The sequence below is a fragment of the Legionella wadsworthii DSM 21896 = ATCC 33877 genome (assembly GCF_000701265.1).
GTDB classification, from domain to species: Bacteria; Pseudomonadota; Gammaproteobacteria; order Legionellales; family Legionellaceae; genus Legionella; species Legionella wadsworthii.
The window spans coordinates 89,971-113,282 of sequence record NZ_JNIA01000024.1 but is presented as its reverse complement, the minus strand read 5'-3'; the positions used below and the strand labels follow the sequence as shown (position 1 = coordinate 113,282).

Here is a 23,312-nt window from a genome sequence, read left to right as displayed (position 1 = left end):
TAATATATTCAAAATACGCGTAGGCTGGGATTTTCATCCAGCCTACAATTGTTACCGTAATTGTTAATTGTAGTAATACTGCGGTTGTGGAATGTAGTAATCCTCATCTTCATGGCTGTACGATTCCATTTCGTTTATCTTATCCTGTTCTTTTTGGTGATAAGCTCTTTCCAACAAACGAAACTGTTCCTGTTCCGCTTCTAATCTTTTTTGGTCACTTTGAGACTGGCCATAGTCATTCGTTTTGTCATTTTTTGATGAAAACAACTGAACCAACATATTTCGAGTGCTATCCGGGCAATTCCCTGTCTCTTGTAGTTGCAATTCAGATTGAGCTTTTAGAAACAATTCCTTCCATACTCTTATGGATTCTTTCATCTGATGTGCACGATCGTGAGCATCTAATTTTGCTAGTCGACTGATAACATTTGTAGCTTCTAAATGAGTCTGAGAACCTAACTTCCAAACTCCAGCACGCAAAGCCGTATCATGACTTAAGGATAAGAGATATAAAAGATCGACGCCATGGTACTTATTTGCTGAAGTGAGGTTATGATGTGCTAAAAAATCAATAAAATCTTGGCCTAAATGGATGTCTTCTGTCGTAACTGAAAGAGATGCCTTGTATTGCGGAGAAAATATAACTGGAGCAACCGTTTTATAATGAGCTATTTTTTCCGGAGATTGTATATCAGCGGGAAATGAATGATAAATCAGTTGGTCGATGGAACTGGTTGAATATATTTGACTATTTTTTTCAAAGAAATAAAGCATTAGTTTTTCCTTTTTATAAAGTAGCGAGAAATATAACATAAATGCCCAATTAGACCAATATAAGCTCACAGCAAGCATGGGCTGGGCTTAATGGCTCCCCTACCCTGGCTACATGAACGATTTAATATTGTTTATTTTTTTTGATAAATGAGACTGCCTAAGTTCTGCGGCCTGTCCAGAGAATCCAGAGATTTCCGACCATTTATTTCATCATTTGGCCCCTTATTTCAATATGTAACTAGGAAACCAGCATCAGCGTATTATATAAAATACTTTTTCCATTTAATTTTTAGTATGATGTATCCCCTCAATCTCAAAATTAGGAAGTAACTTGAACATTTTACCCAAGTGTCCCAAATGCAGTTCAGAATATACGTATGAAGATGGGGAGATGTTTGTTTGCCCAGAGTGTGCCTATGAATGGACGAAAGAAATTGGAGCTGATAATGAGAACATTACTACTTACAAAGATGCATATGGTAATGAATTAAATGATGGTGATTCTGTAACAGTTATCAAAGATCTTAAAGTCAAAGGTACTTCACTGGTTATCAAAGTTGGAACTAAAGTGAAGAATATTAAATTAATTTCTGGTGATCATAACATTGATTGTAGGATCGATGGTGTAGGGTCCATGAAATTGAAATCTGAATTTGTCAAAAAAATATAACCAGAGGTTGCATCTACTATTCTTCAGCTTGTCCGCAGAATCCAGGATCTGAATCTGTGCCTATTTCTCTGGATCCTGCGGACAAGCCGCAGGACGTTGGAATGAAAAAATCAAATCAGAACTTTACATTTGTGTCTTCATAAATATTGGCTTTTCTTGTTGCACAGAAGACCGCCTACATTCTGAAGCTTGTCCGCAGAATCCAGGATCTTTAATCTGTGCCTATTTCTCTGGATCCTGCCAAGCCGCAGGACGTTGGAATGCAAAAATCAAATCAGAACTTTACATTTGTGAGCACCTAAATATTAGCTATTCTTGTTACCCTGAAGACCGCCTACGTTCTGCGGCTTGTCCTTAAAGTCCAGGCTATGAATCTGTGCCTATTTCTCTGGATGCTGCGGACAAGCCGCAGGACGTTGGAATGAAAAAATCAAATCAGAACTTTACATTTGTGTCTCCATAAATATTGGCTTTTCTTGTTGCACAGAAGACCGCCTACTTCTGAAGCTTGTCCGCAGAATCCAGGATCTTTAATCTGTGCCTATATCTCTGGATCCTGCGGACAAGCCGCAGGACGTAGGAATGCAAAAAGATCAAATCAGAACTTTACATTTTTGTGTTCCTAAATATTGGTTATTCTTGTTGCACAGAAGACCGCCTACGTTCTGCGGCTTGTCCGCAGAATCCAGGATCTGAATCTGTGCCTATTTCTCTGGGTCCTGCGGACAAGCCGCATGACGTTGGGATGCAAAAATAATCAGAACTTTACATTTGTGTGCTCCTAAATATTGGCTATTCTTGTTACCCTGAAGACCGCCTACGTTCTGCGGCTTGTCCGCAAAGTCAGTATCTGCATCTGTGCCTAAATCTCTGGATCCTGCGGACAAGCCGCAGGACGTTGGGATGAAAAAATCAAAGCAGAACTTTACATTTGTGTGCGTATTAATATTGGCTATTCTTGTTGCACAGAAGACCGTCTACGTTCTGCGGCTTGTACGCAGATCAGACAACAACTTAAAGTTGTATTTTGAATACATCTTTATTATAATAAATCTATACCATACCCCCGTAAAGGAGCAATCATGTCAGCAATTCATAAACCTGCTAAAACCATCAGTGATAAATTTGCTTTTGGTCTTGTGAAGTTTTTTCGTTTTTTTGCTGATACTTTTTTTCAAAAACGTTATGGAAATCGCGCGATAGTACTCGAAACAGTAGCTGCAGTCCCTGGCATGGTTGGCGCTGCATTACTGCATTTACGCTGCTTAAGAAAAATCAAAAATGACGAAGGCTGGATTAAAACGTTGTTGGATGAAGCAGAAAATGAACGGATGCATTTGATTACTTTTATGTATATTGCAAAACCAAGTTGGTTTGAACGATTTATTATTTTTGTAGCACAAGCTATTTTTGTGGTTTTATATTTATTGATGTATGTTATTTCTTCTAAAACAGCCCATCGTTTTGTAGGTTATCTTGAAGAAGAAGCAGTGATTAGCTATTCCCATTATTTACAGGAGTTAGATGCTGGTCGCATTGAAAATAGCCCTGCTCCTGAGATTGCTAAAAACTACTGGGGATTAGCTTCTGATGCACGTCTGCGAGACATACTATTGGCTGTACGTATGGATGAGGAAGAGCATCGGGATGTAAACCATCAATTAGCAGATAGATTAGCGGATGAGCGTACTCTTTTAACGAGACTGGAAACAGAACTTACAGAGAATAAGAATATCAACCAATAAGAGAGTTATCGATAACCACAATGAAAGGTGCATCATGATATCAGAATACAGCGAGTTAATGTGCTATAAGGAAATCGAAATTGATAGCCATGGAAAACTGAAATTTTTCTTGGATAAACACAGTACTAAAGAAGGAACTTGGGGCCAGCTTTCTCTTCAGGAAGGAATCATAGATTTTGTATTCCTAAATGGTCAGGGGCAAGAGCTGTCACGAACTCGAATCGATAAAGAGCACCCTCAATTACTTATCCCTCCGGCTGCATGGCATAAAATAATTCCAGTAAGTGAACCGTTTAAGGCAATTCTTAAGTTTTATTGCATGCCCCAGCGTTATTTCAATAAAAAATACGGTTTAGGAGCAGTACAAAGTGATTTAGTGTATGTTTATCATACTTATTTACACCATTTGAGAAATTCATCAATTCTTGATGTAGGCTGTGGCTCAGGGAGAAATTTGCTTCATTTAGCAAAAATGGGACATCGTGTTACTGGCATCGATCATAATCAATCAGCACTGGGAACGATTGAAGACATTGTCCAAAAAGAAGTGCTGGTTGGCGTTGATACGCTTCAACATGATTTAAATCAACCTTTAAGTCTTAAATCAAAATTTGATTTAGTCCTCTCAACCGTCACCTTACAGTTTTTAAATCCTCAACGCATTCCAGAGTTGCTTGCTGAGCTTCAAAGAGTAACCAAACAAGGTGGATATCATTTTTTAGTATTTCCTATTCAATCAGAACTGTATTCGCTTCCAGAATTCTTTACATTTCTTCCGCAAAAAGAAGAACTCTATCATGTGTATCAAGATAATGGGTGGTCAATACTGGAATATAAAGAATCGGTAGGTCATTTACGTAAACAAGATGAACTGGGAAGACCTATATCGGGCTTATTTGGACTTTTGCTTGCCCAAAAAATCGTATAACTCCAGCTGAGCCTTATTTAATGTTCAAGAAAACAGAAAGATCAATTTTGTTATGTAACACATCAGCCAAAGTGTAGCGTCCTAAAACATTCATAAATGCAGCTTGGGCTTCATGCAAGATACCCTTTAATTTACACACAGGAGCAATACAGCAGTTGGCTTTTTCTTTATTAAAACAAGGTACCAAATCAAAATGAGGTTCCAGTTGCGTAATGAGCTGGCATAAATTAATCGTCTCAGGTTGGGCTGCCATTAAAATACCACCATTCTTCCCCCGAATGGTTTTAATCAGACCAAGTTTCGACAAATTGTGAATGATTTTAATCATATGATTGTTCGAAATATCATAAGCGTCGGTTATATCCTTTATCGTACAGGTCTCTTTTCGAAGAGCAATATAGATCAAGGCGCGTAAGGAATAATCCGTGAATTGCGTTAGTTGCATCATTAAATCCAAATTGTTAGTTGACTCTGATTATTTCTTTTTATAAGATGTATTGCAAATACATCTTATAGGAGTATACCATGTCTGAATCTTTATTTGAGCGTTTAGGAAGCCAAAATGCAGTAAATACTGCAGTAGATATTTTTTATCGCAAAATGTTAATGGATGAGCGTGTCAGTCATTTTTTTGATGATATTGATATGGAGCAACAAATCTTAAAGCAAAAAGGTTTTTTAACCATGGTGTTTGGTGGCCCTAATCATTACAGTGGAAAAAGCATGCGCGAAGGACATACACATTTACTCAAACGCGGATTAAATGATACACACGTGTATATTGTGATTGAACATTTAGGGGCAACTCTAAAGGAGTTAGGAGCCGCAACAGAGGATATCGAACACGTGGCAGCTATTGCCAATAGTGTTCGTGATGATGTATTGGGGCGATGATGGGTATCATAGATTTTAATAATCAATCATACACCTTAGAACCCAAGGAAAATGTATTACAGTGTCTTTTGCGCCATGGTGTGGATTACCCTAACTCTTGTCAGGCGGGCATTTGTCAGTCCTGTCTGATCAAAGCTAAAGATGGTGTTGTTCATCCATCCTGGCAAGAAGGATTACCTGAAACACTTAAATCTCAAGGCTATTTTTTAGCATGTCTGGCACAACCAGAGGCAGCTCTTCAGGTCGTTGCTCCAGAAAGTGGTGAGTGCGAAATCAATGCAAAAATAATCGAACTTAAACCACTTAACTACAATGTAATGCAAGTGAAACTTGGTGTAGACGATTTAAAACATTGGATCCCTGGGCAATATCTTAGTTTGATTAATCCTGAAGGCACTATACGAAGTTATTCAATCGCCAACGTACCTTTGCAAGAAGGATTTATTGAGTTACACGTTAAAATCTATCCAGGTGGGAGCATGGGACAATGGCTTGTGAATAAGGCATCAAAGAATACAGAGGTCACACTTAGAGGACCTTTTGGCCGTTGTTTTTACTATAATCCGGACCAATTAACATTTGATATGCTCTTAGCAGGAACTGGTACTGGGCTTGCGCCACTCATTGCCATTATCAAGAGCGCACTCAGTCAAAACCATCAAGGATGCATCACTTTAGTTCATGGAGGCTTGACTGATGAGGACATTTATTATCAGGATGAACTGAAAACCTTATCCGCAATATTCGATTATTTTGTATATGATCCATGCGTTTTGCAAAGTCAGGGACGTTATCCTGAAGGATTAGTTGAGCGTAAAGCATTAACATATATCACTAACCCAAATAATACCAGAGTCTATGTATGCGGTCCTAAAGAGACGACCAATAAACTTAAAACCAGTATCTTTCTCGCAGGAGTTCCTTCCAAATATATTTTTAGTGATCCCTTTCTTTGAATGATTCACTCATAATATAAAACCACCTACGTTCTGCGGCTTGTCCGCAGAATCCACAGAAATCTTAATCTGTGCCTAAATCTATGATCCTGCGGACAAGCCGCAGGACGTTGATAATAGAGTGTCAGGACTTGAATTTTGAATTGCAACTTATAAAAACTTAAAAAGATATCAAGACACAACCCATTTGCGCACTTATTAAAGTTAGAACACAAAATACAAGGCCTTGCCAATTGTGCTTATAAAAGTTTAAATATTGCCTATTTTTATTACAGATAAAGCCACCTACGTTCTGCGGCTTGTCCGCAGAATCCAGAGATCTGGATTTGTGCCTAATCTATATCCTGCGGACAAGCCGCAGGACGTTGATAATAGAGTGTCAGGACTTGAATTTTGAATTGCAACTTATAAAAACTTAAAAAGATATCAAAACCCAACCCATTTGTGCACTTATTAAAGTTAGAACACAAAATACAAGGTCTTGCCAATTGTGCTTATAAAAGTTAAAAAATTGCCTATTTTTATTACAAATAAAACCACCTGCGTTCTGCGGCTTGTCCGCAGAATCCACAGAATCTTAATCTGTGCCTAAATCTATGGATCCTGCGGACAAGCCGCAGGACGTTGAAAATAAGCAACATATAGTGCCAAATCTTGAATTTTGATGGAACTTACGAAGCTATTAAAAACTTAATACAAAACTCAAGGTCTGATCCAATTTGTGTTCAGTAGACCTTTCTACTGACTTTCAATCCAGTCTACCTTGCTTGAGTTTTGGGTTTAAATTTCGATATCATTTTTTTAACTAAAAGAATTAAAATAGTTACAACCGCTCCCGATAAAAAACCAATGATGAAATTCATACTCAATGACATAAAAAAAGTAAGTTTCTCTAATTTATGATGGAGGAGTGGTATGCCATGATTAATGATGCTACCACCAACGAGGAACATGGCAATAGTTCCTATTATAGATAAAGTTTTCATCAAAATTGGAGCGACCCCTGTTAAAAGAAGTCCAATTTTTTTAAACGGATTTCTCTTTTTTAGTAGAATGAGTCCAAAGTCATCCAATTTGACAATGAACGCGACTAATCCATAAACCCCAATAGTCATTATTAAGGAGATAAGAACTAAAACAATCACTTGATTGAATAATGAAGCTGTAGCAACCGTACTTAAAGTAATCACTATGATTTCAGCGGATAATACAAAATCGGTACGGACAGCTCCTTTTATTTTTTCTTTTTCGAATAATCCCCTATCTAAGATTTCTAAATTAATCTTATCTCCTCCATGGCCTTTATTCTTATGAAAGTTGTTGATAATTTTTTCAAAACCTTCATAGCACAAATATAATCCGCCTATCATCAATAGAATGTTAACGAGTATGGGCATAAAAAAGCTTATTAAAAGAGCTAAAGGAATTAATATGATTTTATTAATGGCAGAGCCTTTGGAGACAGCCCATATCACTGGTAATTCTCTTTCTGCATGAATTCCTATAATTTGCTGTGCATTAAGTGCCAAATCATCACCCAAAACACCTGCAGTTTTTTTTGTGGCGACTTTGGTCATTATTGAAATATCATCAAGCGCAGAGGCAATATCATCAATCAGCGCGAATAAGCTTGTGCCAGCCATTGTTTACTCATCCTTAATTAAAATCAACCAGATTTAGATACTATTCCTAGTACTTTTTATAGAAGCTCATTTTGGAAAAAAGCCTTGAATACGATAGCTTTATCAAAGCTTAGTTTATAGATAATTGAGTATTATTTTTCCTCGTAAGCACGCCAGAGCGTTGCAATATCAAATTTTTTCATTGACAAAAATGCGTGCGTGACACGTTCAATTTGCTTATTGGTTCCATTTTTCAACATATCCCTTAAAGCTGTGGAAACTATCTGCCATGAGAGACCATACTTGTCCTTAAGCCAGCCACACTGCTCTGCTTCAGGCACTGCAGAGAGCTTTTCCCAGTAATAATCAATTTCTTCCTGAGTTTCACAATTCACTATAAAAGATATTGCCTCGTTAAAAACCAAATCATCATTTGCCGCATTGTCCATTGCGGCAAACAATTTGCCTGAAAGTGTAAAATTAGCAAATGCAATTGTCCCTTCTTGATTCAAAGATTGATTCGAGCCATATCGAGAGACGCTGCCAAGTATTGAGTTTTTGAATATGTTTGTATAAAAATGGATAGCTTCTTCTGCCTTACCGCACCTATCACTAGCGTACATAAGACAAGGAACGATAATCTGCCGTTCCTCGCTTAAAGTATCCGAAAGAATGAGTTGCCAGGAAAGACCGTATTTGTCTTGCAACCAACCATAGCGTTTGCTGAAGGGATATTCTTGAATCGGCATAAGCTCCCTGCCATTACTGATTAATTTGCTCCAAAGCAAGTCCAGTTTTTCTCGCGCATCTTTATCCTGTGACGGATTGAAATTTACAAGAAACGAAATCGATGGATTAAATCTAAATAGAGGACCCGCGCTAATAGCTATAAATGACTGGTTTAAAAGTTCAAATGAAACCACGTCACAATCACCAGATGGCGTGTCATGGAGTGTGGTAATATTCGTAATTTTTGATTTAGAAAACAATGAAGTGTAAAATTCGGCTGCCTCTCTAGCCTCTTTATCAAACCATAAATGTGGTATTATTTTTTCCATGCATATTGTCCCTAATGATTGTTATTATAATTTCCATTACTATGATAATTTTATCTAGTGTAATAACAATCTGCATGATTGGCCACAATCTTTATCTCTCTCTTGTGCGGGATTAGTCGCTTTGATATGAGCAACTATTTAAAATAGACTGAAGAAACTCTTAATAAAAATGATTAATGAATTCATACAATTATAAATTGAGCTTATATAATTGATTGATCTCTTAGATTTTTGGCCTTATTGAGAACAAGACCTGATAGCCTTAGTGAAGAAATAAGGCTAAAAGAGACCCCTTTTTAACTCAAAATCCGGCTGTCGATGCAATCGACTCAAACAACAACTCCATCCTCTTAAAAGATAAGATTTAGCGCTACGCGTTTTCATCTTATGGATTACCCCGGTGTACAAAAAGAAAGTCTAAATCTTTTGTGGGTGTAAAATTGTCAAGTGTTACTTGATAGGAATTATCTTGGGTAACTTTGAGTGGTGCATTAAAACATCCTAAGAGAATAGCATTCGCAGGAGGTTTAATGATCATTTTAAATTTTTTAATAGGACCCCGCCAATTGGCGCCGCTGCTTAAAATATAGCGAAGTTCTTCCACACGATGGATTATAGTAGTTTCCTTGTCATTTTTTTTAGATGCATATAATTCAAACAATTCCTTTTTATTTTGCTCAGTCAAACAATAATTTGATAATTGTTTTTTTTCAGGCACGCCATTGATTTCATCTCGATGCACAAAATGGAAGTCTGCCAGGGTATTAGGATTTTTTGCTTCTAGCCAATGCTCACCTGTATGTGGAGTATAATGGTGAGTGACTTGAGTGGTCGTTTTGGCAGCAAAACTTTGCTGCCAGTGATATATAATTGATAATTGCCATAATGGCTTCCCTTTTTTATCAAGCAAGCCTAGGTTTTGCAATTTTGCTTTGAGTTTTGGTTCTTTATCAAGAGGACTTTCATCCATAAAGCCACTGATGTAGGTGGAAGACAGCGGAATATCGTTGTTGATGAGCAGATTAGTAATATCTTTGCCATAGTTATTAATAGCACGAACTGAAACTGTATAACCATATTGTTCGCCATTGACTGTACGAGAAAAATCGGTGAAGACTGGATAAAGAACGCGATTTCTGAGTGGAATAGGAGTTTGAATAGCATTCTCTTTGGTAGATTCAATGACTTCGTGAATGTACGAATATGAATGATATAAATCATCCCAAACTGGATAAACTCTAGAGGTATCACCAATGGTGACTGGTGAAAGTGGTAATGGAAAGGCAACTTGGCTTGTCACATCATGTGAACTGTGATTAGTGAAATCATAGATTATTTCAACCCTTTTTGGTGAGAGCGTTAGTGCTTCATAATCCATACTGATATCTGGTGATCTGGTATATTGAATAACGCCGCCTGCAAGCGTTGCCATAGTATCATTGGCTTTGAGGGGTACTTGGTATGCCAAAAGAAAGAGTAATACGACCTTGTTCAGTTTCATAGGATTATTCATCTATTGTTAAACTGTCCACAGTATTGCCTGATCAGCAAAAATTCGCAACGAGCTATGTTTTGTTTTTCTTAAAGGTGGTATTGGTCGATTGCATAAAATAATAAGGATCAAATGAAATGGTTACAAACAGTCTGGAAACAGATAAGACGAGCTGAGTCACTAATCCCTGCGAAAAGAACCTATAAACATCATTTAAGTCATTATCAACAACAAACCTAAGTTAATGGGTGTCTATAAATTACATGTTCGGCGCCCTGCTTATGCTCAACAACGATATGCTGAATTGACCAAAGAACTAGACTTTAAGCGAGAATTAGTCTGTCCGATAGCGGGTGGAAAAGTACTAAAGAATTAAATCGTGAGGAGAAAAAAATTAATAGGCAAGCTCGTGGAATTATAAGCGTGAACCAGGGTATTCCCGTTTGAATATTACTAAAACTTATTTAGGCTAATTATCTTACACATCGCTATTAGAAACAGAATGGCCTGCTTTGTATTGCTCAAGCATTTCATTCCAAAGCAATGGAATATTAGATCTTGAAATAGGGATATTGCTTGCCCGTGCAGTTAGAAAACCAGCTTGCTCACATGACTTCACGAATGAAAATAGCTCATCAAAATACCCTTTAATATTTAAAATACCAATGGGTTTTGTTAATTCTCCAATTTTTATTGCATTCCATGTCTCAATTGCTTCTTCTAACGTTCCCAGGCCGCCAGGCATCACAACAAACATATCAGATATTTTTTGCATCATAGCCTTACGTTGCTGCATGGAATCTACAACATGTAATTCGTCTAATATTTTTAAAGGCTTTTCTTGTTCGATAAGATGATTCGTAATAATCCCTACTACCTTTCCGCCATATTCTTTTACAGTTTTGGCAAGAAGCCCCATTATCCCCAGACTTGAACCACCATAAACTAAAGTAAAACCATCAGCAGCTATTTTTTTACCCAATAAAATTGCCGCATCACTATATTCATTATCATTACCAAATTGAGCTCCCAAATAAACGCAAACAGTTTTCATATAGTTCCAGATAATCCACAAAAGAGAATTACAAATATGATGGCATAGTAGATTAATTTCAGAACGAAAAGCAAACTTAGTATTGGTGTAGGCGATATATCAAAAAAACCTGATACCGTTTCGCAGATTGATCATTAAAAAAACAGAGAAGGAAAATAATACAGTAAAAAAGCTAATGCTCTCGTGGTTCGCTAATTATGTTGAAAAACACCGCAGACAAACAAATAAAACAACATATAGATGCAGATATTATCCCCCTACTCAGCCATATGGAATTAGAAAAGATTCAACCTGGAGACATTACGAAAGCATTGGACTCCATTGTAAACCGTGGATCTCCTATACATGCAAATAAAGTTCTAAGCACAATTAAGCAAGCATTCAACTATGCAGTAAGCCGTGGGTGAAATGACTATCAGTCATGCTGCCACAATAAGAGCACGCGATATTGGCGGTATTGAAAAACCACGTGAATGATTTTTAACATTAGAAAAGATCAAAAAGTTATGGCATTTTCTCGATAGCAATAACAGTCGTGTTTCATTGCAAATTCGTACGCTTTAAAAATTATCCTGCTCACAGGAGTCCGCTCAAGCGAGTTAAGATTGGCATGGGGATAAAATTGATTTTGAGCAATCACTTTGTACCATACCAGCAAGTCATATTAAAAATGCGTTGGTCATGAAAATTCATTTAACACCGCTTACTCAATCGTTATTTGTCTTTTATCATTCCTGGATATAATGAAGAAGAACCATTAACGGATAAAGCCATTGCCAAAGCGGTAAGCAGGATTCAAAGCCGTGTAGGTATTCCTCATTGGACAGCGCATGATCTACGCCGAACTTTTGCAACCCAACTAGGGCAAACGTTGAATATAGATCCTAGTGATTGAAAAATGCTTAAGGCACAAAATGCCCAAGATTATGGCTACTTATAATAAATATGAAATGCTCCCACAGAGAAAAGAAGCGCTTGATCAATGTACTAATCTAATTATGGACTTGATCCAAAACCAAACAATGCTTTTCATTTTCCAGTTGAATTAGAGCAAATGACTTCTGAGATTACATAACACAAATAAGTTATAGAATAGGTATAAAATGGGTGTAAATTATACCTATTTTAAAATTAAATTATTTTTGAATTGCCGGAATAGCAACTCTCTTTCGATACTATCCTGTATTTACTGTAAGGGCTCAATAAGTTGTGGAGACCGCCTACGTTCTGCGGCTTGTCCGCAGAATCCAGGAATCTCGATCTGTACCTAGCTCTCTGGATCCTGCGGACAAGCCGCAGGACGTAGGAGAGGAAAATTTGCCAAAATCTATTAAGAAGTTATTATTTTTCTTATATATCCTATTGATTATAAAATAAAAGAAATTAATCCAAAATCACTAATTTTCTATAAAGAAAAATCGTGAGCAAAGAGCCTAGCGAGCAAATTAGAAATAAAGAATAATGAGTTCCTATTTGATATATCGCTCCACCTAAAACTGGTCCAATTGCCAAACCAATAGAGGATGCATTCAGAACACCATAACAACTACCCAGCACATGAGGTGGTGCAATTTTAGCAAGTAACACATCATTCAATGGGAAAAAAATAACCTCACCTAGGGATAAAATCAGCATAGAGCAATTCAGCGTTAAGCTATTTTGGGCAAAGCAAAAACCAATAAAGCCTACGGCCAATAATAATAACCCAATAGATGCAAGCACCATATAATTAACTCTTTGGATAAGAGGCACAATAAAAATTTGTAACAAGACGCAGGTTATGGCATTTAATATCAACATATGACTGTATGTCACTACCCTATTGTCAAATTGCTTCGCGGCAGAAAAATCTGCCTACATTGGCGTTTTTATTCATAACTTTTTATGCTAAAAAATGATTATTGGGCTTTTGCCTACCTATCACTCTCTGAAAAAATAAAAAAATCCTCCAAGCAATATGCTATGGGGTATATTTATAGCGAGCAAGAGGGATGCGACTTAACTTATTTTATCAACTACAATATTTTATATTTATAAAATATCAAATTTCTAAGTGCAGGCCATTGCACGTTTGTGATTGGAGTTACCCTTTAACCATAGTAAATCAAACTTTTTTACCCGGTCTGATTTTCAAAGTAAGCAGGATTAATGGGTACTCTTTCACTTATGAACACAATCCCTTTCTCTATACAGTTTCATATAATTCAATACCTAGATAAAATTTTAATCTTAAAGATGATAAGTGTTATTCATGGTTAATTTAGAGCCTCTAAAGATAAAATCCATGAATTAAATATTTTACATTCTTCTCTCATTAAATCTAAACCTATATCTAATGCAACCATTATTGGATGATAAGGCTTATCATAACTGGGATGCAATGAACTTATTCTTTTGCTGGGAGCTGTTTCAATATTATCATTTATATCTTCTGGGCTGGGATATTTATCCCTAATTTTTTGGAACTCATGGATTAAATCACAATTTAAACTATTAGCTAATGTTTCAGGAGCGCTAAACAAAAGACCTTCAAATTCATGAAACTGAATATAAGGTATAAAACGGCTAGACATATCTCCAAGTTTTTTAGTGATTTCAGCACTAAGGTATTTCTTCATGATTTTGCTTTTATCTAAGATGGAATTACTTTTTACTGCTTCCTTTTTACCAGGAAACTCTATATGCAATCCATAATAATCTAACATTGTTGTGCAATAGCACTGTTTATCATTTTTCAGCCTTAGAGATACATCTGTTAGCAAGCGCGTATAACAAATATTTCCTCCTTTATGGCCGGGTTTTCCTATTAATGAAGGGATTAGATAAATTTGTTGTGACAAAAAATATTCGGCAAGAATTTCTTTGATGAACATTTCTTCTGTACTTCCTTCACAAATGACATGTACACGAATCATGACTATGGCTTGCCTCCTAAAATATTTTTTTCCCACAACTCACCTAATGAATAATTATCAAGCCATTCAGAAAACTCCGAATTTTTATAACGATTAAAGGAGGATTTGCCGTTATTGCTTTCCACAATTATTAATTCCTCCATCTCAAACTCATTTACCAATGTTACAGATTGAGTAGAAATAATAACTTGCATTCTTTTGGAGGCCGAGCGCAATAATGATGCAAGTATAACAATTGCATAAGGATGTAATCCTAATTCTGGTTCATCAATGACAATAACACTTGGTGGATTTGGCTGTAATAAGGTTGTAGCTAAGCAAATAAATCTTAAAGAACCATCCGAAAGCTGGCTGGGCCAAAAAGGGTAATCACTATCCTTATGTTTCCATCCAAGATTTATTTGCTCTTCCTCTGTGGGTAGTTTTCTAGGTACTAAATTAAAATCTGAAAAGAAAGGAATTACTAATTTTATTGTTTTACAAATTTGCCTATAGGAATCTTTATCTTCCAAAGACAACTTATATAAAAAAGCAGCTAAATTTGAAGCATCATTTCTTAAATATTCATTATCATGGATAGAACCATATCTCTTTACTCCAGCAGTTACACTGGTATCATGAAAATGATACACCATCCATGTTTTCATTGTTTCTAAACAAAAAGTTGCAACACTTTTTGAATTCCCATTTTCTGCTTCTTCTGGAATTAAAGATTCGTTATGTCCAGAACCTAAATATGGTTTTGTTATTCCATATTTTGGTCCATCGAAATATAAGTTTTCATTTACAAAGACAAATCCACCGTCCACAGTTGGCTCTAATTTAATGTCATATCCATTTTTACCAAAGCGAATACTTGCGCTTAGCGCGCTTGTTTCTTTAATTCCAAAGCTCAAGAGCCTATCAGCACCACCCTGTTTTTTAGTCCATGTTTGAAGTCTTTTTTCCACAATTTCCCGCAACATGAGCAAAAAGGAAACAAAATTGCTTTTCCCAGAGCCATTTGCTCCAATAAGTACATTTAGATCATTTAGCTGAAAATTATCTAGCGATACTATGGACTTATAGCCCTTTATAGTTATTGATCTAATCTTATTATCCATACCTTGCCTATGTTTTTCTGTTGCTAATTGCACTTTAGTGATATATAGAACACATTATTCTATATTCTTTATTCTGACTAGAATAATTTTTAATACTCACATATTTATGAAAATCTTTTATAAATAAAATATTTAAGCGACACTTTCAATATCTACTCTTAGAGATAATTCTTCTCGGTTAATATACCTTTAGATAATAGCCCACTAATTGTTTTTCAGAATACAATTTAACCCAATATTTCCCCAATCTGAATTTGATACCACATTAGTTGCCATCAGAGGCAGATTTTTCCTTTTCCCTATAGGATAAAGGGAAGACCTGAACCGTTTTGCATGTTATGCCTTTTCCTGAATATGTTCTTCAAAATAGGTGGATAAAATTTGATCTGTTGTCAATTTATGTTGAACCAATGATGCATTAATAAAATCTTCAGATAGGGACTTTAAATCAATATTCTTTAATCCTAATATTAATGATCGTAAATTATTCTTTAATAATTTTAGTTTTGGGTTCCTCATAATTTTGACTGGAACCATAAAACCAGTATTCGAATTGACTCTCTTGGTTGGAATAATCATTGTGTAATGAGTTTTACTTCCAAAATAATATCTATCAAACCAAGCACAATTATTACTAAATTGTCCAGTTTCTGCTTTTTCAATATAAGACCGAGTGTCTAAAACTTGATTTTTACATTCAATAAATAGATATTCCCCTTCTCGAATAGCCCACAAATTATCCGGTCCAGCTTTCCAATTATGATCAGGTCTTTCAGTTTCATATCCTAATAACTGACCTAATTCATCAATTGCTCGTTCAAATTTATCAGCATTTATTCCAAAGGAGAGCCGAGATAAAATATCATCAACAAATAAAAGTAGACTTTCAAAGGTTTCAAATTCAGAAATTCTAGCCTTTATGTTTTTTATTCTATCCTGTGCTAATAGAGAAATTTTAGTTACTTCATATCCAGTTGGTGGTAAAAAAAGAGATTTGTTAAGTTTATGTGCTTCAACTTGCAAAGACATCGCATCAATTTGATTTATTGGAAAGATATATCTGGCCATCTCTTGAAGATACCAACCTTTTTCTTCTTCAGTTAATGTATCTTGATAATAATCACATAAGTCTTGAATTTTATTCTTAGCTTCTTGAAATTTTCCATCACTAAATAATTTTTCTGCACTTTTCTCATGTTTAACAATTTCGTCTACTTCCGTAATCCCTCCGCCATGGATAGTATCCATTTGTTCAACATAGTAGTTTTTCCAACCTTCATCTCTTTTTAGGCATTGATTTATAACTGATTTTAATAAGTCGATTGGACTTTGATTTTCTTCCTTATCTTCTTTAGAAAATCGTGCTAGATCCAAACCTATTTCAATTTGCCTGCGAGTTTGAGGAGAAAAATACTCTCGGGAATCTTTAGATCTGATTTGCTTAATGATATCCCTACCTATAATCAACACCACGCAGTAATCCTTTTCACTTCTTACTGCCCGTCCTAATCCTTGTTCAATTGTTTGTGCTGTTTTAACTTTTCCGTACATACTATTGGGGATGCAAGTATCATAATATCTATCAGTTAGAGTTTCACTAATTGGTAAGGAATCTAAGATCAATATGCGGCACATTGAATCAGGTAGATCTATCCCGTCATACCGTGAGGCCATCACTAGTGGTTTTGCATATACCCCATTTTTGTATTTTTCTATCTCAGTATTCAAATTTTGAGAGGTGAGAATAGTCGAACCATATTTTTTCCATATTTCTGCATGTGAGAAACTAGGAACTAAAACGATAATTCCAAATTTAGGGTTTTTAATTTTCCCTATTAAGTTAATTATTTCTTCTCTTGTTAGATCATCATCCATTAAAGATGGGATAAGGATCATTTTCTCACCGGACCACTTTTTATTATAAGTTAGGGGTGATTGTATTACGTCATTTTCAAGTGCAAGATCTTTTATAAAGAAGGTATTGTCTGATATTGTTGCAGACATGAAGACTCTATGATTGGCATTATAAAAACTACCAAATTTATAAAGTGGTAGAGAATACGGAGAAATTTCAATTCCTCTTCCTGAAAATGTACAGATACAATTTTTTAAATCATTTTTTAAAAGTTCCCAAGTATACCAAACCGCTTTATCTTTAGTTCTATTATATTTAGATAGTATTGAAACTACTTCATCAATTTTTCCTTGCCAATCCCAATATGGTATTGTGATTTGGGATTCGCTAATGCCATTTTCAATATCAGCAAAAGATCCTAAGCCTTGTGATTTCAAAGACTCGGAAAATACTTGGAGTAATTCTGCATATATTTGTGATGTACTCAATATATCAAAGCGACAGGCTGATTTAATTACATTCACACAGCTATGCGAGTCATCTAATAAAATAGATTTAACTTTTATAGCTTTTTGATCAATTCCGAATTTGTTGCTTCTACCATTAAAGACACTTTGAGCATTAGTAATCAGAATTTTTTCACCATTCAGAAATTCTTCAGGCAACGAATCATTAGAAATCTCACAATAAGGTATTCCAAATTCTGTTGCCTGAATTTTAACTTGTTCTACTAGGTAATTATTAGGACACAAGTAAAGGCACGGAGATTCACCTTCATTTAATTTAGATAGAAGAATAAGTAGGCCAATTATCGTTTTACCTCCACCCGTAGGCAATTTAAGAATTACATCTCGTTTAGAACGATATAGATTAAACCAATCATTTAATATTGTATCTTGAACCGGTTTCCTTAAAGGGCCTTTACTTGCATGACGATCTAATTTTTCATAAATTAGACATGGGTCAATTTCCTTTTCAAAGGATGTATTATGAGATCTTTTATCAAAATTGATTCCCACTTTAAATTCCTTTTGCTGATGTTTTAACTAATATACATTGTATTTATGATAGCCAACAACCAATCAACATACAATTTGATCAATCTATTACCAATGGTGTAGTGTTGTATTGAGGACAAATTTTTTTTTATTTTGTAATCCAAGATTGGTTTTTGGGATACCGCTTAGCAATCGGTACCAAAAATGGTACCAAATATTTCCGATGGGGTTTGGAGATTTTCATAAAACCCTTACTGGGCTTGGTCGGGACGGAAGGATTTGAACCTTCGACCACTAGCACCCCATGCTAGTACGCTACCAGGCTGCGCTACGCCCCGACTTGGTGGGACATAATATCTAAGTCTGAAAGAAATAACAAGAGCTTAGAGGAGCGCATTCACTCTTATCATTGGAATTCACCGCGGAAATTTGATTTTTCATCAATCAAATCCTGATTCCCATTGCTACAACCTACATTCTATTTTGGGGATTTATCGGTTGTGAATTGTCTGAAAAGGTAAAAGCGCATGCATTAATTCCTGCCATGCACAAAGCTTTTGCTTCGTCTTTCTCTGTAGACCAATAGGAACCATAAGGCTTGACGATTTGATTCACTGAAGGAGATAAGTGAATGGTGGTCCATAGATAAGTTCCCTTATCTTTTGGATTTGGCCAATGGTAATAGCAAACCAAATTATTATTTTTATTAATCAGCGCCTGCATAAAACCTACTTTGTCTGGTCCTTTCCATCCCTCAAAATCCATTTGCCAAAATAATCCGCCAGATTGAAATGCTTCTGGATCATACTGATGTTTCCTAACCTCTGCTCCAGGCGGGCAGAAATGAATCTTTAAAGTAGGGGTTGGGTGTCTTTTTTTGCCAATTATCGTCCATACATCGTTTAAAATTGGACTGTAATACCATCCAAGGCCGATACCTAAAAAAAAGATAAATAAACCATATCTATAAAAAGAGTACACGTCTAAGCTCCAAACACCAAACTCCCCAAGATTATACCAAAACCTGAGGAGGATCATTTTTAGAGTAAGGTTTTAATTTTTTGCGCTTCAAATTTTGAATGGGATATTAATATGTATTTCTTGCAGCTGAGTAGTTCGGCATATTGTAAATCAGCTACTGCATTGTTTAATATCTCTTTGGCAATGTCGGGCGAGTCTTGCATGATTAAAAGCGCAGCGGTGCTCATTTGTACTGAAGCCAAATGAAGTTTGCTCGTACAGATGTTTTTTTCCTGGTGATCTGCCAAGGAGATGATAACTCGGGAAAGTTCATAGCACTGATTGGCTAAGAATTCTTTGCTCGTCCCTGAATACACATTCATACTGAATACAGGTAAACTTAATATTAACGCTTTTTTTAAGGTCATTTTAAACATAGATACTCCTGTAAGTTGCCCAATAAACCTGCTGTATTTCATGCATTCCTATGCATAAAATGAAGTTTCCCATTGTTGAGGGAACTTCTGTTAAACGCTGCTGATGCCGATGACTGCAACTACCTCAGAAGAATGTAACCCAGATTCAATCATCTGGATTACAATGAAGCCATTGATCAAGTGCCTTAACCGTTTAAGTGCCTGGTTTAAGCAAAAGCATTAATTCCAGTAATATGCTTTCCTAGTACTAAAGTATGAACATTATCCGTACCCTCGTAAGTAAATACTGATTCTAAATTAAGCATGTGACGAATCACATGATATTCAAGGCTGATTCCATTTGCTCCTAATAGATTCCTGCATTTCCTTGCGATATTCAATGCTTCACGACATGCATTTCCTTTAGCAAGCGAAATCATCACGGGACTTTCACGATGATCATCTTTTATTCGGCCGATCTGTAAATTAAGGCATTGTGCTTTAATTATTTCAGTATACATCTCTGCCAGATCTTTCTGAATGAGCTGGAATGATGCCAAAGGCTTATTAAATTGTTTGCGTTCGAGCAAATAGTCACGAGTGATATCAAAACATGCCATAGCAGCGCCCATAGCGCCCCACGCAATGCCGTAACGTGCCTGGCTTAAACAACTTAACGGAGCCCCTATGCCTTTTTCACTTCCGGGAAGAAAATTTTCATCAGGAACAAAAACATTGTCAAATACCAACTCCCCTGTGATGGAAGCGCGTAAAGACATTTTGAGTTTGATTTCAGGACGCGACAATCCTTCAGATTGTGTATCTACAATAAAACCACGGATTCCTTCATCCGTTTTTGCCCAAACGATTGCAATATCCGCAATGGGGGAATTGGTGATCCACATTTTGGCACCACTCAAGCTCCAGCCACCTTTTACTTTCTTCGCAGTCGTTCTCATGCCAGCTGGATCGGAACCGAAATCAGGCTCAGTCAGGCCAAAACAGCCAATGATGTCCCCTGCTGCCATCCCAGGTAAAAAGCGCACGCGTTGTTCCTCAGAACCAAAACGAAAAATTGGAAACATACATAAAGAACTTTGTACGGAAACAAAACTTCGTAATCCGCTATCCCCGCGCTCTAATTCCTGACACACTAAGCCATATGCGACATAGGAAGCTTCAGCCCCCCCGTATTCTGCGGGTAAGGTCAAACCCAATAAACCCATTTCAGCAGATTTTTTAATAAGCTCGCGAGGAAATTGCGCATGTTCAAATGATTCAGCCATTAAGGGCATCACATCATTACTCACGAAACGCGCCACACTATCGCGTATCATTCGTTCATCACTATTTAACTGCTCATCAAGAAACAACAAGTCGTCCACTTTCTTTCTCCCTTTTATCTGACTGTAACGCAATTACGGCATCAATAATACTTTCTTTACTCGGTAATAAATATTGCCAAGCATTACCTAAGGGAATAAAGCAATCTTTACCAGTAATACGTCTCACTTTCAACCTGGATGAGGCTTCCTCCAATAGCAAAGTCATCAAGCCTTCGCTGATGGATCCACTTTGTCTGCCCTCATCTACAATTAATACCTGTTTGGCTTTAGTTAACTCTTTTAAAATTCCTTTTACGGGTAAGGGGCTAAGCCAACGGATGTCGACAATTTTTACTGGAATTTTATGATCTTCCTGCAATACCTTTGCCGCTTGGCGTGACAGATAATACCCATTACCATAAGTCAAAATAACAGTTGCCCCATCTCCAAAAACACCCACTTCTCCTGGCGCAATCATTGCATCGGGTGCTGGATAATGAAAGAGCCATCCATTATCGCCAGGAGCATGTAAATCTTTGGTCATATATAAAGCAATAGGCTCCAAAAATACACCCACTCTGCCTTCCTCATGAGCAAGGCGGATGCAAGTACGTAACATTTTTGCTGCATCAGGCCCATTAGAAGGACATGCAACGATTACCCCCGGCAGATCTCTTAATACCGCAATGGAATTGTCATTATGAAAGTGGCCTCCAAATCCTTTTTGATAAGCCAACGAAGCGATGCGAACGACCATAGGATTTTGATATTGACCGCTTGAGAAAAAAGATAAGGTAGACGCTTCCCCGCGTAATTGATCTTCTGCATTATGCAAATAGGCTAAAAACTGGATTTCTGGAACCGGGATAAATCCATTATGCGCCATACCAATGGCAGTACCTAATATCGTCGTTTCATCCAGAATTGTATCAAATACACGACGTCGACCAAAACGTGCCTGCAAGTCAGCCGTGACTCGATAAACACCCCCTTTTTTACCCACATCCTCACCAAATACCACCATATTAGGGTATTGGAGCATCAAATCAGTTAATGCAAAATTAATCTGTTGGCATAAATTTCTTTTTTGTTTTAACTGAGGAAAAGTATTAAGGAAAGTTTTTTCCCTTACTTCTTCACTGGGTAGAGGAAATGCCTCTTTCTTCGCCATCTTCGGTATCAATGAGGACATAACCTCTTCAGCACTCGATAGCTTAGGTTGCCTGATTGCATCCACTGCTTTGGCCTCGATTAAATCTTTATTACTTTGGTAAAGACTCAACATGTCTTCGATACCCATCCACCCTTCACGGTAAAGAAGACCTGCAGTATGTAATAAAGGATCTTGTGCTTCCCTTGCCTCTATTTCTGCCTGGGTAGAATATTGTGATTCAATATCTGAACCAGCGTGACCTAATAAACGCACACAGCGCATATGCAAGAATACGGGCTGCTTTTTCACGCGGGCTAAATATTCCGCCTCCTGTGCAGTTGCATAAGCATCAGCAAGGTTCAAACCATCACAGGCAATATAGTTTATGCCAGGTCGAGACCCAATAGAACGCTCTATCCAGTCAGCAGGTGTGGGCACTGATATTCCTATTCCGTTGTCTTCACAAATGAATACAATGGGTAAAGGATAATTTTGCTGAGAAATCCATGAGCAGGTATTTAAAGTCGCTTGAGCTGAAGCATGGTTGGTTGATGCATCACCAAAAGTGCAAATAATGACTGAGTCTGGATTTAACTGACTTTTAATTTTCAATTCTTTTGCACGAGTTATCGATAATGCGGTTCCTAAAGCTTTAGGTAGATGGGAGGCGATAGTGGAAGTTTGAGGAGGAATGGTTAATGGAACACTGCCGAAAACTTTATGGCGTCCCCCTGAAATAGGATCTGTCGATGCCGCGACTAAGGACAATAAAATATCTCGAACCCCATCAACTCCTTGTAATTTCTTAGCCCTCTGTAAATAAAATGCACCACTTCGATAATGCAAAAAAGCCATATCATCCGGGCGAAAAACTTGCCCCCAAACAGCATTTCCTTCATGCCCACTGCTGCCGATAGTATAGAAAGACAAACCCTTTTCTTTGAGCTGCCTGGCAATTAAATCAAGAAGACGGGATTTGATTTGGGAATCAAAGAGATCAATGGCCGTTTTCTTATCCAATTCCGCCGTTTCCGGACTCATCGAACTTCGGGGTTTTGGAAAATCTGCTTTCTTGATTCGATTTAAAAATTGCTCATCAACTACAATGGCCCTGTCTAACATCATGACATCCTGTTTGAGTTATTTCTAGAAGAAGATGTGAGTATATACCGATTCAAAATGAACAGGAAGATTGGGTTTGTCACATCAATGCAAAGGTCATTGATTCATGGATCCCGCGGACAAGCCGCGGGACGTGGGAGAGAGTTGTGATTGATTCATGAGTGCCTAGGGAGAACAGCCTTTAATTCATCGAGCTTGAGCCCAGTAGTAACTGATTCATTAGTGATTAGGAGAGCAGCTTTTGATTCATCGAGCTTGGGCCGAGTAGTAAC

Annotated in this window: 18 protein-coding genes, 1 tRNA gene and 3 pseudogenes; 7 read left to right on the top strand and 15 right to left on the bottom strand. The window is 36.9% G+C overall.

The features are described from left to right. Positions 1-63 precede the first annotated feature (63 nt). Positions 64-774, bottom strand: a complete 711-nt coding sequence (locus BU07_RS0104205; RefSeq protein ID WP_031563857.1) for a hypothetical protein — start codon at positions 772-774, stop codon at positions 64-66. A gap of 331 nt (positions 775-1,105) precedes the next feature. Between BU07_RS0104205 and BU07_RS0104200 the strand changes: the two genes are divergently transcribed. From BU07_RS0104200 to tehB, 3 genes are all read left to right on the top strand, one after another. Continuing rightward, a complete protein-coding gene (locus tag BU07_RS0104200) occupies positions 1,106-1,444 on the top strand; it encodes a zinc ribbon domain-containing protein YjdM (RefSeq protein WP_031563856.1) in 339 nt (112 codons plus the stop codon). 1,082 nt (positions 1,445-2,526) lie between these two features. After that, positions 2,527-3,189: an alternative oxidase gene (locus BU07_RS0104195; RefSeq protein WP_031563855.1), complete on the top strand. Its 663-nt coding sequence runs from the start codon at positions 2,527-2,529 to the stop codon at positions 3,187-3,189. Positions 3,190-3,223: 34 nt separating this feature from the next. Then, positions 3,224-4,117: an SAM-dependent methyltransferase TehB gene (gene tehB / locus BU07_RS0104190; RefSeq protein WP_031563854.1), complete on the top strand. Its 894-nt coding sequence runs from the start codon at positions 3,224-3,226 to the stop codon at positions 4,115-4,117. Between the two features lie 13 nt (positions 4,118-4,130). On the opposite strand, the gene BU07_RS0104185 is transcribed toward tehB, so the two are convergent. Next, the gene (locus BU07_RS0104185) at positions 4,131-4,562 is read right to left on the bottom strand and encodes an Rrf2 family transcriptional regulator (protein WP_031563853.1); all 432 of its coding nucleotides are present in this window, start codon (positions 4,560-4,562) and stop codon (positions 4,131-4,133) included. An 80-nt stretch (positions 4,563-4,642) separates the two neighbouring features. On the opposite strand from BU07_RS0104185, the gene BU07_RS0104180 reads away from it, so the two are divergent. Continuing rightward, the gene (locus BU07_RS0104180) at positions 4,643-5,011 is read left to right on the top strand and encodes a group I truncated hemoglobin (protein WP_031563852.1); all 369 of its coding nucleotides are present in this window, start codon (positions 4,643-4,645) and stop codon (positions 5,009-5,011) included. Next, positions 5,011-5,967, top strand: a complete 957-nt coding sequence (locus BU07_RS0104175) for an FAD-binding oxidoreductase (RefSeq protein WP_031563851.1) — start codon at positions 5,011-5,013, stop codon at positions 5,965-5,967. The genes BU07_RS0104180 and BU07_RS0104175 overlap by 1 nt, the downstream gene beginning before the upstream one ends. Positions 5,968-6,725: 758 nt before the next feature. Here BU07_RS0104175 and BU07_RS0104170 read toward each other — a convergent pair. The 3 genes from BU07_RS0104170 to BU07_RS0104160 all read right to left on the bottom strand — a co-directional run bounded on the left by BU07_RS0104170 (position 6,726) and on the right by BU07_RS0104160 (position 10,148). Then, a complete protein-coding gene (locus BU07_RS0104170) occupies positions 6,726-7,610 on the bottom strand; it encodes a DUF808 domain-containing protein (RefSeq protein ID WP_031563850.1) in 885 nt (294 codons plus the stop codon). Positions 7,611-7,741: 131 nt separating this feature from the next. Continuing rightward, the gene (locus BU07_RS0104165) at positions 7,742-8,647 is read right to left on the bottom strand and encodes a VOC family protein (RefSeq protein ID WP_031563849.1); all 906 of its coding nucleotides are present in this window, start codon (positions 8,645-8,647) and stop codon (positions 7,742-7,744) included. 385 nt (positions 8,648-9,032) lie between these two features. Then, entirely contained in the window at positions 9,033-10,148 is a 1,116-nt protein-coding gene (locus BU07_RS0104160) for a DUF4424 family protein (RefSeq protein ID WP_242601854.1), read from the bottom strand. A gap of 82 nt (positions 10,149-10,230) precedes the next feature. Here BU07_RS0104160 and BU07_RS17860 point away from each other — a divergent pair. Further along, positions 10,231-10,612 (top strand): annotated as a pseudogene (locus tag BU07_RS17860) (phage integrase N-terminal domain-containing protein); the annotation flags it as partial. A gap of 5 nt (positions 10,613-10,617) precedes the next feature. On the opposite strand, the gene BU07_RS0104155 reads toward BU07_RS17860, so the two are convergent. Then, a complete protein-coding gene (locus BU07_RS0104155; protein ID WP_035898970.1) occupies positions 10,618-11,193 on the bottom strand; it encodes an LOG family protein in 576 nt (191 codons plus the stop codon). 130 nt (positions 11,194-11,323) lie between these two features. Here BU07_RS0104155 and BU07_RS17675 point away from each other — a divergent pair. Beyond that, a pseudogene (locus BU07_RS17675) lies at positions 11,324-12,242 on the top strand (tyrosine-type recombinase/integrase); the annotation flags it as partial. A 334-nt stretch (positions 12,243-12,576) separates the two neighbouring features. On the opposite strand, the pseudogene BU07_RS16660 reads toward BU07_RS17675, so the two are convergent. The 9 genes and pseudogenes from BU07_RS16660 to BU07_RS0104100 all read right to left on the bottom strand — a co-directional run. Next, positions 12,577-13,017 (bottom strand): annotated as a pseudogene (locus BU07_RS16660) (MFS transporter); the annotation flags it as partial. 431 nt (positions 13,018-13,448) lie between these two features. Then, positions 13,449-14,108: a DUF4276 family protein gene (locus tag BU07_RS0104135; protein ID WP_031563844.1), complete on the bottom strand. Its 660-nt coding sequence runs from the start codon at positions 14,106-14,108 to the stop codon at positions 13,449-13,451. Positions 14,109-14,110: 2 nt separating this feature from the next. Beyond that, positions 14,111-15,211, bottom strand: a complete 1,101-nt coding sequence (locus BU07_RS0104130; RefSeq protein WP_031563843.1) for an AAA family ATPase — start codon at positions 15,209-15,211, stop codon at positions 14,111-14,113. 336 nt (positions 15,212-15,547) lie between these two features. After that, positions 15,548-18,085 (bottom strand): DEAD/DEAH box helicase family protein, encoded by a 2,538-nt coding sequence (locus tag BU07_RS0104125; protein WP_051635456.1) that lies wholly within the window; start codon positions 18,083-18,085, stop codon positions 15,548-15,550. Positions 18,086-18,325: 240 nt separating this feature from the next. Beyond that, positions 18,326-18,402 (bottom strand) — tRNA-Pro (locus BU07_RS0104120). Between the two features lie 133 nt (positions 18,403-18,535). After that, on the bottom strand, positions 18,536-19,045 hold the full coding sequence (locus BU07_RS0104115) for a hypothetical protein (RefSeq protein ID WP_031563841.1): 510 nt from the start codon (positions 19,043-19,045) through the stop codon (positions 18,536-18,538). 59 nt (positions 19,046-19,104) lie between these two features. Continuing rightward, complete coding sequence (locus tag BU07_RS0104110) at positions 19,105-19,461, bottom strand: hypothetical protein (RefSeq protein ID WP_031563840.1); 357 nt, start codon at positions 19,459-19,461, stop codon at positions 19,105-19,107. Positions 19,462-19,667: 206 nt separating this feature from the next. Next, the gene (locus BU07_RS0104105) at positions 19,668-20,825 is read right to left on the bottom strand and encodes an acyl-CoA dehydrogenase family protein (protein WP_031563839.1); all 1,158 of its coding nucleotides are present in this window, start codon (positions 20,823-20,825) and stop codon (positions 19,668-19,670) included. Continuing rightward, positions 20,803-23,040 carry a dehydrogenase E1 component subunit alpha/beta gene (locus BU07_RS0104100; protein ID WP_031563838.1) on the bottom strand — a complete coding sequence of 746 codons (2,238 nt, stop codon included), beginning with the start codon at positions 23,038-23,040 and terminating at the stop codon, positions 20,803-20,805. Before BU07_RS0104100 ends, BU07_RS0104105 begins: the two co-directional genes overlap by 23 nt. Between the last annotated feature and the right edge of the window lie 272 nt (positions 23,041-23,312).